At 60.4% G+C, this 15,453-nt stretch carries 13 protein-coding genes and 1 riboswitch; of the genes, 2 read left to right on the top strand and 11 right to left on the bottom strand.

The genetic code is table 11. The annotated features are described in order from the left end of the window. Positions 1 to 179: 179 nt before the first annotated feature. Entirely contained in the window at positions 180 to 1,181 is a 1,002-nt protein-coding gene (locus tag ACQZ5G_RS06915) for an MBL fold metallo-hydrolase (RefSeq protein ID WP_448737332.1), read from the bottom strand. A gap of 209 nt (positions 1,182 to 1,390) precedes the next feature. Between ACQZ5G_RS06915 and ACQZ5G_RS06920 the strand changes: the two genes are divergently transcribed. Then, positions 1,391 to 2,788 (top strand): MDR family MFS transporter, encoded by a 1,398-nt coding sequence (locus tag ACQZ5G_RS06920; protein ID WP_035236057.1) that lies wholly within the window; start codon positions 1,391 to 1,393, stop codon positions 2,786 to 2,788. On the opposite strand, the gene ACQZ5G_RS06925 is transcribed toward ACQZ5G_RS06920, so the two are convergent. From ACQZ5G_RS06925 to ACQZ5G_RS06950, 6 genes are all read right to left on the bottom strand, one after another. Continuing rightward, positions 2,789 to 3,529 (bottom strand): RlmE family RNA methyltransferase, encoded by a 741-nt coding sequence (locus tag ACQZ5G_RS06925; protein WP_448737331.1) that lies wholly within the window; start codon positions 3,527 to 3,529, stop codon positions 2,789 to 2,791. Then, on the bottom strand, positions 3,526 to 5,154 hold the full coding sequence (locus tag ACQZ5G_RS06930; protein WP_448737330.1) for a Ppx/GppA phosphatase family protein: 1,629 nt from the start codon (positions 5,152 to 5,154) through the stop codon (positions 3,526 to 3,528). Before ACQZ5G_RS06930 ends, ACQZ5G_RS06925 begins: the two co-directional genes overlap by 4 nt. Before the next feature lie 217 nt (positions 5,155 to 5,371). Continuing rightward, positions 5,372 to 6,139: an SDR family oxidoreductase gene (locus ACQZ5G_RS06935; RefSeq protein ID WP_174056281.1), complete on the bottom strand. Its 768-nt coding sequence runs from the start codon at positions 6,137 to 6,139 to the stop codon at positions 5,372 to 5,374. An 11-nt stretch (positions 6,140 to 6,150) separates the two neighbouring features. Then, on the bottom strand, positions 6,151 to 7,350 hold the full coding sequence (locus tag ACQZ5G_RS06940; protein ID WP_448737599.1) for a mandelate racemase/muconate lactonizing enzyme family protein: 1,200 nt from the start codon (positions 7,348 to 7,350) through the stop codon (positions 6,151 to 6,153). 180 nt (positions 7,351 to 7,530) lie between these two features. Then, positions 7,531 to 8,679 (bottom strand): galactonate dehydratase, encoded by a 1,149-nt coding sequence (gene dgoD, locus ACQZ5G_RS06945; RefSeq protein WP_448737329.1) that lies wholly within the window; start codon positions 8,677 to 8,679, stop codon positions 7,531 to 7,533. Positions 8,680 to 8,733: 54 nt separating this feature from the next. Continuing rightward, complete coding sequence (locus ACQZ5G_RS06950) at positions 8,734 to 9,765, bottom strand: L-idonate 5-dehydrogenase (protein WP_059760653.1); 1,032 nt, start codon at positions 9,763 to 9,765, stop codon at positions 8,734 to 8,736. A gap of 222 nt (positions 9,766 to 9,987) precedes the next feature. Between ACQZ5G_RS06950 and ACQZ5G_RS06955 the strand changes: the two genes are divergently transcribed. Then, positions 9,988 to 10,749 carry a GntR family transcriptional regulator gene (locus ACQZ5G_RS06955; protein ID WP_004432690.1) on the top strand — a complete coding sequence of 254 codons (762 nt, stop codon included), beginning with the start codon at positions 9,988 to 9,990 and terminating at the stop codon, positions 10,747 to 10,749. 46 nt (positions 10,750 to 10,795) lie between these two features. On the opposite strand, the gene ACQZ5G_RS06960 is transcribed toward ACQZ5G_RS06955, so the two are convergent. Genes ACQZ5G_RS06960 through ACQZ5G_RS06975 form a run of 4 tightly spaced genes read right to left on the bottom strand, consistent with a single transcriptional unit; the run spans position 10,796 to position 15,007 of the window. Next, entirely contained in the window at positions 10,796 to 11,956 is a 1,161-nt protein-coding gene (locus ACQZ5G_RS06960) for an ABC transporter ATP-binding protein (protein ID WP_448737328.1), read from the bottom strand. A gap of 15 nt (positions 11,957 to 11,971) precedes the next feature. Next, a complete protein-coding gene (locus ACQZ5G_RS06965) occupies positions 11,972 to 12,802 on the bottom strand; it encodes a carbohydrate ABC transporter permease (RefSeq protein ID WP_142778723.1) in 831 nt (276 codons plus the stop codon). Then, positions 12,799 to 13,716 carry a carbohydrate ABC transporter permease gene (locus ACQZ5G_RS06970; protein WP_059760857.1) on the bottom strand — a complete coding sequence of 306 codons (918 nt, stop codon included), beginning with the start codon at positions 13,714 to 13,716 and terminating at the stop codon, positions 12,799 to 12,801. Before ACQZ5G_RS06970 ends, ACQZ5G_RS06965 begins: the two co-directional genes overlap by 4 nt. Positions 13,717 to 13,762: 46 nt before the next feature. Then, on the bottom strand, positions 13,763 to 15,007 hold the full coding sequence (locus tag ACQZ5G_RS06975; RefSeq protein WP_174056273.1) for an ABC transporter substrate-binding protein: 1,245 nt from the start codon (positions 15,005 to 15,007) through the stop codon (positions 13,763 to 13,765). 327 nt (positions 15,008 to 15,334) lie between these two features. Beyond that, positions 15,335 to 15,444, top strand: a riboswitch (guanidine-I (ykkC/yxkD leader). Positions 15,445 to 15,453 lie beyond the last annotated feature (9 nt).

Genomic DNA, 15,453 nt, shown 5'->3' on the forward strand with positions numbered 1-15,453 from the left:
GACCAAATTCCTTCATACTGAAAATGCGTGGCCGTTCCGGAACGAAAAGTTCACCCCGGCGCCCTGCAAGGATTGCTTGGAAGTTGGCGAGGGCTGGTAACACGTTCATGACAGGAAGGGAATAGAAAAAACCCGGAATCGGCTTCCGGGCTTTCTTTGTTGCTGCATTGCAGCAGATATCAGATGTCGAACTGATAGGATTTCGGCACGAAACGATAGCCGGTATCCAGCTTTTCGGCGTAACCGACCGCCGGGAAAGGCATGTGATATCCAAGGAAAGGCAGACGGTCGGTGGCGATCATGTCATAGACCTTCTTGCGGGTCGCGGCGGCTGCCGCCTTGTCCATGTCGAACTTCACCTCCCAGTCTGGCTTCTGCAGGGAAAGGACGAAATGGTTGGCCGTATCCGCCGTCAGGATGAGTTGTTTGCCTTCCGATTCGACACGGAAGATCATATGGCCCGGCGAATGACCGAAGGCCGCTACGCCGGTGATCCCGGATACGACACTGGCGCCGTCGCCAATGAAGGTCGCCTTTTCCGCCAGCGGCTTGACGTTCGTGAGAACGCCCTTGTGACCGCCCTCGGCAGGCGTGCCGACGCGCTTCTCATCCGTCCAGAAATCATATTCCGCCTGGCCGAACACGTAGCGCGCCTTGGAAAAAGCTGGAGCGCCCTTTTCCATCAGCCCGCCGATATGGTCGCCATGCATATGGGTCAGCACCACCACGGTCACATCCTCCGGCGTGTAACCGGCCGCCGCCATGCCTTCAATCAGGCGGCCATTGCCGGCGCCACGTCCGGCCTCGCCGAAGCCGGTGTCGAACAGCACGAGGTCTGAGCCGGTATTGACGAGAACCGGCGAGAAGGAATTGACGAATTGCTCTTTGGGCAGAAAATTGTCTTCCAGCAATTTGCCGACCGTCTCCGCCGACTGGCCGGTGCCGAAGGTCTCTCCCGGATTGGGTGCGGCGCGCGCGCCGTCCTTCACGACGAGCACCTCGAAATTGCCGAGCTTGAAGCGGTTGGTTTCCGGCGGCATGGCGTGTTTTATCTCCATGGAGGTCTGTGGCTGGTTGGTCTGGGCCGTTGCGGTGCGCGCCATCAACAGCGGCGCGCCGAGGACGGTTGCGCCGGCCGCACCGATGAGGCCGCGTCTGCTCATGCTCAAGGATTGGGTCATTATCTTTCTCCCGATATCGCCAACTGGCCGTGATCGCCAACTGAACCATGCCAACGGACAATAGAGCGAGAAAGTTGCAAGAAAACCGGCCTCACGCAGGTTTGATCGGAACTTGAGAAATTGATAATTAACGTGTTGGCAAGCCCGCTTATCAGGCGTAGGAGGAACGGCGATATCCTTTGTCGCAGCGGAAAGCCGCAGGCAGCCTCATGAACCGCATCATTCCCCTCATCCTGGCAGTCGCTCTCTTCATGGAGCAGATGGACTCCACCGTCATCGCCACCTCGCTTCCGGCAATTGCCGCCGACCTTCATGTCGGCCCGATCACGCTCAAGCTCGCATTGACGGCCTATATGGTGGCGCTGGCGATCTTCATTCCCATCAGCGGCTGGATGGCCGACAAATATGGCGCGAAGAAAATCTTCCGTTTCGCCATCGGCGTCTTCGTGGTGGGGTCGATCTGCTGCGCGGTGTCGTCCTCGGTGTTCGAATTCGTGCTCTCGCGTTTCCTGCAGGGCATGGGCGGGGCGATGATGACGCCCGTTGGCCGCCTCGTGCTTTTGCGCACGACCAAGCGCAGCGAACTCGTCTCCGCCATGGCGCTGCTGACAATTCCGGGGCTGGTGGGGCCGCTGACCGGCCCGCCCATCGGCGGCTTCATCACCACCTATTTTTCATGGCACTGGATTTTCCTGATCAATGTGCCCATCGGCGTCATCGGCATCTGGCTCTCGACGATCTTCCTGCCGGAAATCGAAACCACCAACCCGCCGCCGATGGACGGTAAAGGCTTCGTGCTGTCAGGCATCGCCGCCTCCGGCGTGGTGTTCGGCCTCTCCGTCGTCAGCCTGCCGGCGCTGCCGCCGGCCATCGGCATTGCCTCGACCATCATCGGTTTTATCTGCGGTTTTCTTTATCTGCGCCACGCCGCGCGCCACCCCGCCCCCATTCTGGATTTCCGCATATTCCAGAACGCGACCTTCCGGGCGGCGTCCGTCGGCGGCACCGTTTTCCGCATTTCCACGGGCGCCATACCCTTCCTGATGCCACTGATGCTGCAGATCGGTTTCGGGCTAAACCCGTTCCAGTCGGGCATGATCACCTTTGCCGGCGCAATCGGCGCGATCACCACCAAGTTCATGGCCAAGCGGGTGTTTGCGGCAACCGGATTCCGCTCGACACTGATCGGGGCCGGCATCGTCGGCGCCTGCACCACGCTCGCCAACAGCTTCTTCACCCCGGAAACGCCTTATCCGCTGATCATGATCTTCCTCGTGACAGCGGGATTTGCCCGGTCCTTCTTCTTCACCGGATCGAACGCGCTCAGCTATTCCGATATCGAGGACAGTCAGGCCAGCCAGGCGACCTCGATGGCGTCGGTGCTGCAGCAGATCAGCCTGGCGCTGGGCGTGGCTTTCGCCGCCTCCATTCTGGAAGTCAGCAGCATGATGTCCGGCACGCACCTGCAGCTCGCCGATTTCCACATCGCCTTCACCATCGTGGCGCTGGTATCGCTGTTCGCCATCGTGCCGATCATCCGCATGGACGGCAATGCCGGGGCGGCCGTCTCCGGCCACCGCGGCAAGGTCTCACAACCGGCGGAGTGATCAGTCTTCGGAAGCCTCTTCGGCTTCGGATGCGTCGGTCGGCTCGCTCTTGCGGCCCTTGAAGTGCTTGGCAAGCAGGAACATTTCCACCGATTCCGAGCGTGAGGACGCCGGCTTGATGTGCAGAACCTGCTTGAAGTTCTTCTTCAGCATATCCAGCAATGCCTTTTCCGTGCCGCCCTGGAAGGTCTTGGCAAGGAAGTGACCGCCTTCCGCGAGCACCTGAACGGCGAAATCGGCCGCGACTTCGCACAGATGCATGGTGCGGATATGGTCGGTCTTCTGGTGCCCGGTGGTGGGCGCGGCCATGTCCGACAACACCAGATCGGGCGTGCCGCCAACGGCCTCCATCAGCTTTTCCGGCGCGCTCGGATCAAGGAAGTCGAGCTGCAGGATTTTCACACCGGGAATGGGATCGATCTCGAGGAAATCGATAGCCGCGACGCGGATATCGTCCTCGGTCGAATCCGTCACCTTGGAAGCGATCTGCGACCAGCTGCCGGGAGCGGCGCCAAGGTCGATGATGCGGCGCGCGCCTTTGAGAATCTGGTGCTTGTCGTTGATTTCCAAGAGCTTGAAGGCGGCGCGGGCGCGGTAGCCTTCAAGCTTGGCGCGCTGCACATAGGGGTCGTTGATATGACGTTCCAGCCAGCGGCGCGACGAGGCCTTGAGCTTGGTCTTCTTGACCTTCTGGCCGATCTTGCGGCCGGTGCGGTTGTTGCTTGTCGGCGCCTTGCTCATGTCAAACCTTCCGTCCTGTCCTGCCGTGTCATCTGCATGCGCCGAATGCGGTTGCGCCGCCATGCGCCGTCATCCGCCATCATATCCGTCAAAAGGCCTTCGCGCAGGCCGCGATCCGCCACGCGCATGCGGCGTGCCGGCCAGCGGCGGCGAATGGCCTCGAGAATGGCGCAGCCGGCCAGAACCAGATCGGCCCTGTCAGGCCCGATGCAGGCATTGGCGGCGCGACCCGCGAAATCCCAGGCCAGAAGCTTGTCCTGCATCGCCGTCACCTCGGCATCGGAAAGCCAGAGCCCATCCACCTTGCGGCGATCGTATCGTGGCAGGTCGAGATGGACGCCGGCAAGCGTCGTCACCGTGCCCGAGGTTCCGATCAGATGAAAATCCTCGTGATGGGTTTGCGGCGCGAGAGGCGGGCAATGGAAGGCATCGAGCAGCCCCTCGACTTCCCGCACCATCGCGGCGAAGACATCCGGCGTCACATCGCGCCCGCCATGACGTTCCGAAAGCGTGACGACGCCGACCGGCAACGAGGTCCAGTGGGTGATGTGGTTGGCGAGCCGGTTCGAGCGGTTTTCCCCGACCTTGATGACGGCGATTTCCGACGATCCGCCACCGATATCGAACAGCACGACCGAACGCGCCTCGCGCCCAACGAGGGAAGCGCAGCCAGACACCGCAAGGCGTGCTTCCGTCTCGCGGCTAATGATTTCGAGCTTCAAGCCCGTTTCCCGCGTCACACGCGCCAGAAACTCTTCGCCATTCGACGCAGCCCGGCAGGCCTCCGTGGCGATGAGCCGCATGCGCCTGATCGGACGACCGGAGAGTTTCGCGGAGCAGACTTTCAGCGCCTCGACAGCTCGATCCATGGCGTCGTCGGAAAGCCGGCCGCTCGACACCAGCCCCTCGCCCAGCCGAACGATGCGCGAAAAGGCATCGACGACCCGGAACTGGCCGGGCCGCGTCGGCTGCGCAATCAATAGGCGGCAATTATTGGTGCCGAGATCGAGCGCGGCATACATATCCGCCGGCGGCTCCTGGCCATGCTCATGCTGGCGGCCTGCGTGGCGAGCGGATATCTCGGATTGCCGGTGCGGTTCCTGCCCGGCCCCATTGGCGCGGCCATTCTGCTTGCCGACATGCTTCGGCGCATGGGTGGGAACCAGCGGGCGGCCCTGTGGATCGCGGCCGCGCGGATCGCGATGCCCACGCTTGCGGTAGCGCGACTTTCGCCCTGCGCCCGGCGGCACGGCGGATGGATTGGCAGCGTCTGTTGCGGCTGGAGCCTGCGTCTGCGCGCTGGAAACTGGGGCAGCTTGCTGAGACGCACCCTTGCCGCGAGAGCGCCTGCGGCGCTTTCTCTTGCGCGGCTCGGCATCCGGCTCAAGAGCCGATACGTAGGAGGAACCGGCCGGAACATCCGCGGCAACATCATGCGACAGCACAGCAGCGTCACGGGGCTGACCGTCACGCTTGTGTTTCTTGCCACGACGGGATCGCTTCGCTTTCCCTTTGTTCGCCACCGACGCCCCTTGTTCCGACGGCTTTGGGCCGTTTCCGGGGTCGATCACTGTCTTGTCCATTTCGCCGCGCACAAGCGTAGACGCTATGCTGCTGGCTTTCATAAGGTTTCGTTGGGCGGACAATACCAGCGCAAGCGATTTTAGCCAAATGGTTTTTGCCGGGCGGCGTGTGGCAAAGGCTCACACGTCACCAAGGTTGCGTGACGCCCGCGCGGAATGCACGCTTCATCGATAGGAGTTTCATGTTGCTCCTCCGCGCGTTTTGCTGGAACCCGTCACGCTCTCCCGAAGCGTGACGAAACGAATTGCGGACGCTCGCCTACAACACGGAGATCATGCCGCCATCGGCATAGACGATCTGGCCATTGACGTAATCGGATGCGGCGGACGCAAAATAGATGACGGTTCCCGCCAGTTCTTCCGGACGCCCCCAGCGCCGCGCCGGTGTACGCGCCTTGACCCAGGCGTCGAATTCCGGGTTGGCGAGCAGGGCTTCGTTCATATCGGTGATCATGTAGCCGGGGCCGATCGCATTGGCCTGAATGCCCTTTTCGGCCCACTCGGCCGCCATGGCCTTGGTCAGCATCTTGATGCCGCCTTTCGCCACGGTATAAGGCGCAACCGTTGCCCGGGCGAGTTCGGAGGTCAGCGATCCGATATTGATGATCTTGCCGGAACCGCGCTCCGCCATTCGCCTGGCCGCCTCCCGGCCGACGAGAAAGGCCGACGTCAGATTGGTGTCGATTACCCTTCGCCAGTCGGCGGTCTCCAGCTCCAGCATCGGCTTGCGGAACTGGATGCCGGCATTGTTGACGAGGATATCCACCCGGATACCGTCCCGGTCGAACCGCTCGAAGGCTGCGATGACAGCGGCTTCGTCGGTCACGTCGAACGCCGCCGTCAGCACCTCGCGACCTGTCGAGCGCATCGCCGCAGCCGCCTCTTCCAGTCGGGTGGCGTCGACGCCATTGAGTATCACCCGGGCGCCGGCATTCGCCAGCCCCTCGGCGAAGGCCCGCCCCAAACCGCGGGACGAACCGGTGATCAGCGCCGTCTTGCCGCTGAGATCGAATAGTGAAACGCTCATGACGATTCCCCTCAGAGTTCAGAGACGCGGGCGGACAGATCCGAGCGTTCGAAGAAGGACGGTTGCAGTTCAGTGCCGAGACCGGGGCCTTCCATCGGATAAACGAAGCCGCCCTCGATACGCGGAACCTCCGTCACCAGTTCGCGATACCAGCCCTTGTAGAAGGCGCGCACGCTTTCCTGGATAAGCGTGTTGGGCTGCGAAAAGCTCATGTGGATGGCGGCGGCGAACCCGACCGGGCCGATGCAGTCATGCGGGGCAAAAGGCCGGTGATAGGTTTCCGCCATGGCCGCGATCTTGCGGCCCTCGGTCAGGCCGCCCGTCCAGCACAGGTCGGCCATGACGACATGGGCGGCGTCGCGGTCGAGATAGTCCTTATAGGCAAAACGGGTGCCAAGCGTTTCGGAGGCGCAGGTCCACACATCGGTGGAATGTGCGTATTCGGCAAGCGCCTGCGGCGAATTCATCCGTATCGGATCTTCGTACCATGTGGGCTTGAACGGCTCGAGCGCCCGCGCGATCTGCTTGGCAACCGGCAGGTTCCACAGCGAGTGGAACTCGACCATGATATCCATCTTGTCGCCGACGGCCTTGCGGATCAGCTCGAACGGCTTGATCGCCGTCTTCATCTGTTCCGCCGTGATGAACAGACCGCGGTTTTCCATCGCCGGAGGATCGAACGGCCAGATTTTCATGGCCGTGATGCCGTTCGACAGAAGGTCTTCCGCCAGTTCGCCCGCCCGGTTCATGAAACCGTCGAGGTCTTCGTAAGGACCGGCTTCCTCACCCAAATTCCAGGTATCGACCGGCTTGATCTTCTTCGTCCGCACATAGCGGCTTCCGGCGCAGGTATTGTAGACACGCATCTTCTCCACGCAGAGCCCGCCCAGCATCTGGTGGACAGGCTGTCCGCACACCTTGCCGAAAATATCCCACAGCGCGATGTCGACTGCGGAAGCCGCCCGGTGTTCCGCCCCCGTCGAGGCATGGGCCATCGGCAGGTTGAGCATTTCCCGGTGAAGGGCCTCTATATGAAGCGGGTTACGGCCCACCAGCCGGCTTGCCAGCGTATCGTGGATGTGGGCCTCGACAGCCGCCGCCCCATAAAAGGTTTCGCCGAGACCGGTAACGCCCTGATCGGTCTCCACATGCACCCAGAGGACGTTGGAGAACTCTTCTGCCCGAAAAGTCTTGATCGCAGTTATTTTCATCATTGCTTCCATTTCTGTCTGCCCGTCGTTTCGTTTCCAAATTGCATGGACAGGACCATCTACTTATCTCTCACAAGAAAACATGCTCCAGTCCCAAAGGCGGTTCTCATCAGCTCTCCGATGCACTGGTTCCAACGGAGAGAATCGTCATTGTCCGAAAAGCCTGCCTCATCGCTGCGCTTACCATTCGGCGAGACTGCCATCCTGATGACGCCAGAGCGGATTGCGCCAGCGATGGCCTTGCCTCGCCATTTCGATCACATGCGCCTCATCAACCTCGATACCCAGGCCGGGACCCTGCGGTATTTCGACAAACCCGTCCTCGTAACGGAAGACATCCTTGTTGGTGATGTAGTCCAGAAGGTCGCTGCCCCGATTGTAGTGAATGCCAAGGCTCTGTTCCTGGATAAATGCGTTGTAGCTGACAGCATCGACTTGCAGGCAGGCAGCCAGAGCAATCGGCCCAAGCGGGCAATGCGGCGCAAGGGCGACGTCATAGGCCTCCGCCATCGTCGCAATCTTGCGGCATTCGGTAATTCCGCCCGCATGCGAAAGATCCGGCTGGATAATATCGACATAGCCGCCGGAGAGGACGGATTTAAAATCCCAACGTGAATAAAGTCGCTCGCCGAGCGCGATCGGAGCCGAGCAATGATTGGCGATTTCCTTCAGCGCCTCGAGATTTTCCGAAAGTACCGGCTCTTCGATAAACATCAGCTTGAACTGCTCGAGTTCCCTCGCCAGCACCTTGGCCATCGGTCTGTGAACCCGGCCATGGAAATCGGCGCCTATGCCGATATGCGGCCCCACCGCATCGCGCACGGCGCCTATGGTCGCGACGATGGCGTCGATCTTGTCGTTGCCGTCGACGATCTGCAGCTCTTCGGCGCCATTCAGCTTGATCGCCTTGAAGCCCGCAGCGACGACGGCCCGCGCATTGTTCGCCGCGTCACTCGGACGGTCGCCGCCGATCCATGAATAGACCTTGATCCGGTCGCGGCACTGGCCTCCGAGCAGCGCGTGGATCGGCTGGCCGAGCGCCTTGCCCTTGATATCCCAGAGCGCCTGGTCGATCCCGGCAATCGCGCTCATATGGACTGCACCGCCACGATAAAACCCGCCGCGATACATGACCGTCCAGTGATCCTCGATCAGGAACGGATCCTTGCCGATGAGGTAATCCTCCAGCTCATGCACGGCAGCCTGAACCGTCAAAGCCCTGCCTTCGACCACGGGCTCGCCCCAGCCGGTGATGCCCTCATCCGTCTCGATCTTGAGGAACAGCCAGCGTGGCGGAACGATATAGGTGGTGAGTTTTGTGATCTTCATGATAGTTGCCTTCATCTCCGCCATCGAAGCGGATCGCCGCGCCCACGGTGCCTCTCAGAACGATAACTGCACCTTCATCGCCCGCGACCTGTCAGTGGCGAGCATGAACGCGTCATTCGCCTCCTGAAACGGCAATGTATGGGTTACGAGCGGTGTCAGATCGATGCGGCCGGAGTTCATCAAATCGACGGCCTGCTGAAACTCACTGTCGAAACGGAAGGTGCCGCGCAGCTGCAATTCCTTGGTGACGATGGCGTTGATCGGCAATGTAACATCGCCGCCAAGCCCGAGCTGGACGATGATGCCGCCGGCGCGGATGGCTGCGAGTGCGCCGTTGAGCGCAGCCTGATTGCCCGAGGCCTCGAACAAGATGTCGACCGTACCCTTGCCCGTGGCGTAGGGCGCAAGCGCTTCCGGCGTCGTCGCCATGTTTAGAGCCGCTGTCGCGCCGAGTTTACGCGCGACCTGCAGCGGGAATTCGCCCACATCCGTCGCGATGATCTCCGCAGCGCCCGCATTCCGCGCCACCAGCACGCACAATGCCCCTATCGGACCGCAGCCCGTGACCAGAACCCGCTTGCCCAGAAGCGGCCCCGCCTGTTTCATGGCGTGCAGAACAACGGCGAGCGGCTCGGCCATGGCCGCTTCCGCCATGGTAACCGTCTCGGCAATCGGAATTGCCTGGGCGGCGCTGACGGTGATGCTCTGGCGAAAACCGCCCTGCGCATGCGGCAGGCGCATGGCGCTGCCCATGAACTGCATGTTCATGCACTGGTTATGGGCGCCCTCCCGGCAATATTCACATTCGTAACAGGGAGAACTCGGATTGACCGACACCCGCATGCCCGGCACCAGATGCGAAACACCGGCGCCGCATTCCTCGATAATGCCGGCCATCTCGTGGCCGAGCGCCATCGGCTCACGCACGCGGATGCTGCCGGAACCGCCATGCAGGTAATAATGAAGATCGGAACCGCAAATGCCTCCGGCCTTGACGGCAATCCGAACCTGACCGGCAGCCGGGGCGACGCTGGCCACGGGTTCGATCCGCAAATCCTTCTGAGCGTGAATGATAACGCCTAACATCGAATTTTCCTTCCTGATTTCGCTGTGACGGTGCCTGAGCAGCCTTCAAGCGAGACATTTTTTGGTTTGATGGTGCCGCACGCTGGCGAAAAGCTTTCCCGCGGCGCCGGTGCTTCCTTTGAAAATTCTGGAAATCTGAAATATTGAGAAATTTCCTGTCATTGCATTTTGCAACTGACGGGACGGAACGGTAACGTCAGGCAGAATCTCGAGGAATGAAGCATGACCAGTGAAGACAAGAACGGGACGAAAGATGAGGACGGTAATCCGCAGGAGAAGAAGAGACGCAACAGCGTCAACCTGACGGAGCTTGCCTATGAGCGCATCGAGCACCTGATCATTACCTGTGAACTCAAGCCTGGCCGCTTCCTTTCCATTCAAGACCTGCAGAGGGAGACCGGATTGAGCCGCACGCCCGTGCATCAGGCGGTCAGCCGGCTGGCCGCCGATACGCTCGTGATCATTCAGCCCCGTCATGGCCTGCAGATCGCGCCCATCGACCTCGCCCGCGAGCGAATGCTTCTGCGTTTGCGGCGCGACCTTGAGCGTTTTGTCGTGTCGCTGGCCGCCGAGCACTCCACGTCCACGCACCGTTCGCAGATGCTGCACATCACCCGCATTCTGAAAGACCAGCGCGACACGATGGCGATCGGCGATTTCAATATTTTCGACCGTCGTATCGACAAGCTGATCCTGCTGGCGGCGGGAGAGCCGTTCCTCGAGCATACGCTGCGGCCGCTCCACACCCTGTTCCGGCGCATCGGCCTGATCCATCACCGCAATATCGGCGGCGCGGAAAGTCTGGCCGGAAGCATCCAGAGCCATATCGGCATACTCGAGGCAATCGCCAAGCGGAATGTCGCGCTGGCCGTCGAAGCGTCCGACCAGCTGATCGACTATGTCGACCGGATGTTCGATGCCCTCGAGAGGGACATCGATCCATCCATCCTCGATTCCAGCCTGGAATCGCTGATCTCGCTGTGAAGTATCGCCTCTTGCATTCTTCATGATCCGGCTCCGGTGCTGAAGATTATGCGCGTAGCCGCAGGCCGGTTTCGGCGGAAAACAGAACGGCGTCATCGAGGTTGAACGCCAGCGAAACCGGATCACCGACTTTAAGCCCGGTATAGCCCTGTTCGGTGACCATGACGGCGTCCAGTTCGCCTTCCTCGCGATGCGCCGTGCGGGCATTGCTGAGCGTGACCGCAATGACGGATTCGGCGCCGATATGCTCCACCAGCGTCACCGTTCCTTCGACGCTGCCGGGTTGACGTTCGGGCGTCAGCCGGATCGCATTCGGGCGGATGCCGAACAGAACCTTGCCGTCTTTCCTGACCGCTGCCGACAGGCCCTGCGGCAACGCCAGCGTAATGCCACCGACGCTGACGACACCGCTTGCCGCATCGGCTTCGATGAGGTTCATCGGCGGCGTGCCGATAAAGCGCGCGACATAGGTATTGGCCGGATCGCTATAGATTTCGCGGGACGAACCGAATTGCTGAACGACACCGTCGCGCATCAGCGCGATCTTGGTTCCCATCGTCATGGCCTCGACCTGATCGTGGGTCACATAAACGAATGTACCGCCGATATCGGCATGCAGCTTGGAAATTTCCGCCCGCATCGACGTCCTGAGCTTGGCATCCAGATTGGAGAGCGGTTCATCCATCAGGAAGACTTCGGGCTGCCGCACCATCGCCCGGCCTAACGCGACACGCTGCCGCTGCCCACCCGACAGGGTGCGCGGAAACCGGTCCAGCATCTCGGTCAGGCCCAGTATCTTCGCATTGCGCTGTACCATTTCCTTCACCTGCGGCGAATTCTCGATCCGCCGCCTGACAAGACCTCCGATGATCGGCAGGTGATGCCACCAGCGGAACTGTTTCATCACCAGCGGAAACGTCATGTTCCTGCGCACGGTCAGATGCGGGTAGAGCGCATAGGACTGGAAAACGAAGGCCATATCGCGGTCGCTTGGCGGCAGATTGTCGACGCGGCGGCTGCCGATCAGTATTTCTCCGCCGGAAATGCTTTCAAGACCGGCCAGCATGCGCAGAAGCGTCGATTTTCCACAGCCCGAAGGGCCGAGCAGCACCAGAAACTCGCCGTCCGAAACGGCAATATCGATATTGCGGATAACGTCCTTTGCGCCGAAACTCTTGCTGACGCTTTTCAGGGTAATGGATGCCATTTCAAAGATCCTTTATCAGCCCTTGACGCTGCCAGCCGTCATACCGGCCACGACATAACGTTGGACAAGAAGGTAAAACAGGACAGCGGGCAGCGTGTAGATGAAGCCGACGGCCATGACGGAATGCACGGGCGTCGACAATTCGCCGACAAAACCGGCGAGCCCCACCGAGGCGGTGCGCAGACTTTCGCTGCTGATGAGCGTCTGGGCGAAAACATATTCGTTCCAGCCGTTGAAGAATGCGATGACCGAGGCGGCGGCGAGCGTCGGCCCAATCAGCGGCACCACGATCAGAAGCACCACGTCGAGCTTGGAGCACCCCTCCATGCGGGCGGCCTCTTCAACCTCGATCGGCACTGCATCTATGGCCCCTTTGAGAATCCAGGCGATGACCGGCACCGTAAAGGCGGTGTTGGCGAGGATCAGGCCGGTCAAAGTATTGAGCAGCCCGAGATCGCCGAAGATGGCGTAAAGCGGCACGACCAGCATGGCTTCGGGCAGCATCTGGGTGGCAAACAGCACGAAGCCGAGAAGAGCAAGACCGGCGAACCGGAAACGGGAGAGCGCATAGGCGGGCAGGATCGCCAGCACAATGCTCAGCACCGTCGTGCCGGAGGCAACGATCACGCTGTTTTTCAGCCATGTCGCAACCGGTATGGTCTTGAACACGTCCCGATAAACATTCAGTTCCGAAAACGACGGCAGGAACTGCGGGGTTGCGGCAAAGAGCTCCGAAGACGTGGTGAGCGATGTCACCAACATCCAATAGATCGGGAAGACAGCAACACCGAGAAGGGCAAGGACGCTGATCATGCGCAGGCTGTGCTGCCAGGGAGAGGTTTTCATGCGCGTCTCCCCTGCGCACGTTCGGCACGCTGCGATATCTTGAAGTAGATCATTGTCACGACAAGCGCGATGGCGAGGCCCACCATGCCGATGGAGGCAGCACTGCCGAGCTCGCGATAGACGAAGCCCTGACGGTAAAGCTCGATCACCAGCGTATTGGTCGCGCCGATCGGACCTCCCTGCGTCATCAGCCAGATCAGATCGAAACGGCGCAGCGACCAGATGGTGACGAAGAGAGCGAGCAACAGCACGGTCGGCTGGATGGTCGGCCATACAGCCGTCTTGAAGACGTTGAACCGGTCGGCTCCATCGATGATCGCAGCTTCGCGCACTTCCGATGGAACGCCCTGCAGAGCTGCCAGAATGACGACCGAAGAAAACGGAAAGATCTGCCAGATGGTCGTGATCATGATGGCAGGCAGGGCAAGCGACGGATTGTCCAGCCAGTTTTCACTGGAAAACGGCAGGCCCAGCACCCGCAGCGCATAATTGAACACGCCATATTGGGAGTTGAGCATCCAGGTGAAGATCAGCGCAACGGCAACCGGCGGCGCCGCCCATGGCACCGTTACCAGGGCGCGGGCAATGCCGCGTCCGGTAAAGGGGTTGTTGAGAAGCAGCGCCGTACCGAGACCGAAACCGATCGCAAGCACGACGCAGAGGATCGTATAGATCAGCGTGACCCAGAGAACCTGCGCGAAATCGCTGGTTTCGAAGATATAGAGATAGTTTTCGAAACCGACAAAGAGCTGGTCGTCGGGAGACAGCAGCGAAGTCGATGTGAAGCTGAGCTTCAACTCCTGCAGCAAGGGGTAGATTTGAAACAGCAGAAGATAAAGGGCGACAGGCGCGGCGAACCAATAAGGTGTCCACCGGCTGCCCTCGATCCCGCTGCGTGAGTCGGATGATCGCATCGACATTACTCGCTTTGTGAAAATTGCAGGTAAAGTCTGCGCCGCATCAGCGGCGCAGCACCCGTCGCTCGATCAGCCGCTGCGCGGCATCCATGGCGTCCTTGGGGTTTTCCCCGCCCTGAAGAACCTTCAGCACGCTCTCGAGCACGATCTGCTGGATTTCCGGCGTCTTCGTCTCAAGGCCCATGACCAGTTGCGGAACCGCGGTTTCGACCTGCTTGTCATAAACGGTAAGCCAGGGCTGCGCCGCCAGGTCCTCGGCGGAATATTGCGTCACCGTGCCGACGATGGTTCCCATGGCCTTTTGCAGGCCCTGCTGATTTTCCGGCTCCAGCGCCCATTTCAGGAAGGTGACGGCCGCATCCTTGTGCTTGGTATTGGCGTTGATCGACAGCATGGTCATGATCAGGCCCTGAGCCGGCGTCGGGAAGGGAGAAGGTGCGGCGGCAAAGGGAAGATTCGGGGAATTCTGGTGGAAGATCGCCGCAACGCCGCCATTGTCGACATTCATGGCAATCTTGCCTTCCCAGAACATGCGCCGGTAGGTGGCGGCATCGGCGCCTTTCGGAATGACATCGAGATCGTAGACCGCCTTATAGGCCTCGATACCCTTGATGACCTCGGGGCTGTTTACCGTCAGATTGCCGGCAGCGTCGCTCCAGCGGCCACCAAATCCGTAGACGAAATTGCAGACGTCCTGCCAGAAACCGGCCCGTTCTGCCATCGTGGCGCGATAGGCGTAACCATATTTGCCGTCACCCGTCGTTTCCTTGGCAACCTTGAGGAAATCCTCGAATGTCGTGGGCGGTGCGCCCTTGACGATATCCTTGTTGTAAAGAAGCCCGTAACCGGTGGAATCGAAGATCACGCCATAGCGCTTGCCGTTCACCGCGAGATATTTGTCGGGACCGATGAATTTATACTGCGACGGATCGATAAGGCCTTCGAGGGAAAGAACGCGCCCCGACGGGACGGCTGCGAAATAGTCGATCTGGTCGAAACGGACCAGATCCGGGCCGCCGCCCCCACCCATCTGCGTGAAGACGGTGTTGGCGAAACTGGAGAACGGGATCGCGATTGGCTCGACCTCGATCTTGTCCTGACTTTCATTGAATTTCTGAACCCACGCCTTGGCGCGGTCACCGCGGCCTGCCTCGGAGAACATCGCCGCGGCAAATGTGATCTTCTCTTTCGCCTGTTGCGCAAAGGCCGTGCCCGATAGCGCCGAGACCAGCAGCACGGACGCCAGGGCGCCGCGAACAATTCCACGTCTTGAATGCAGATAAGCCATTTGGATCCTCCATCCTTATACATATCCGACGGACGTTTCCTCCACCGCCGGACATGCTTCCTCATCCGCTAACTAGAATGTTGTGATATTTCACGAAAGTCAACGCTGTTATTTTGCGTTGTTGCCCGCTGGCAATTCTGCGATGACGATGGTGACGGAATAGCCTGATGAAAGTCACGACATAGCGGCTGGCCGAAGCCGCGCCTAAAAAATATGCTTGAAAGCCCATCGGCAAGAACACAAATCGGGCACTCTTCTTCGCATTTTGACGAAATCGCGCGTCAAACCCCAAAATCCAATCTGGCACGCGGTTTGCTTCGTTTATTCCGAGTTGGCCGCTAGGGTTCCGGTGCAGGTTTGCATGACTGGTCCGAGAGCAGCCACTGTGCGAGGAGAAATCTCGCACGGATGCACGGCGGGACAAAAGCCCGGGAGACCTCGTTAGC

The organism is Agrobacterium sp. 22-214-1 (genome assembly GCF_053522465.1).

Excerpts from the sequence above, each read along its gene's own strand:
- ACQZ5G_RS06915 (WP_448737332.1), bottom strand. The coding sequence starts at position 1,181 with ATGACCCAATCCTTGAGCATGAGCAGACGCGGCCTCATCGGTGCGGCC.
- ACQZ5G_RS06920 (WP_035236057.1), top strand. The coding sequence starts at position 1,391 with ATGAACCGCATCATTCCCCTCATCCTGGCAGTCGCTCTCTTCATGGAG.
- ACQZ5G_RS06925 (WP_448737331.1), bottom strand. The coding sequence starts at position 3,529 with ATGAGCAAGGCGCCGACAAGCAACAACCGCACCGGCCGCAAGATCGGC.
- ACQZ5G_RS06930 (WP_448737330.1), bottom strand. The coding sequence starts at position 5,154 with ATGAAAGCCAGCAGCATAGCGTCTACGCTTGTGCGCGGCGAAATGGAC.
- ACQZ5G_RS06935 (WP_174056281.1), bottom strand. The coding sequence starts at position 6,139 with ATGAGCGTTTCACTATTCGATCTCAGCGGCAAGACGGCGCTGATCACC.
- ACQZ5G_RS06940 (WP_448737599.1), bottom strand. The coding sequence starts at position 7,350 with ATGAAAATAACTGCGATCAAGACTTTTCGGGCAGAAGAGTTCTCCAAC.
- dgoD (WP_448737329.1), bottom strand. The coding sequence starts at position 8,679 with ATGAAGATCACAAAACTCACCACCTATATCGTTCCGCCACGCTGGCTG.
- ACQZ5G_RS06950 (WP_059760653.1), bottom strand. The coding sequence starts at position 9,765 with ATGTTAGGCGTTATCATTCACGCTCAGAAGGATTTGCGGATCGAACCC.
- ACQZ5G_RS06955 (WP_004432690.1), top strand. The coding sequence starts at position 9,988 with ATGACCAGTGAAGACAAGAACGGGACGAAAGATGAGGACGGTAATCCG.
- ACQZ5G_RS06960 (WP_448737328.1), bottom strand. The coding sequence starts at position 11,956 with ATGGCATCCATTACCCTGAAAAGCGTCAGCAAGAGTTTCGGCGCAAAG.
- ACQZ5G_RS06965 (WP_142778723.1), bottom strand. The coding sequence starts at position 12,802 with ATGAAAACCTCTCCCTGGCAGCACAGCCTGCGCATGATCAGCGTCCTT.
- ACQZ5G_RS06970 (WP_059760857.1), bottom strand. The coding sequence starts at position 13,716 with ATGCGATCATCCGACTCACGCAGCGGGATCGAGGGCAGCCGGTGGACA.
- ACQZ5G_RS06975 (WP_174056273.1), bottom strand. The coding sequence starts at position 15,007 with ATGGCTTATCTGCATTCAAGACGTGGAATTGTTCGCGGCGCCCTGGCG.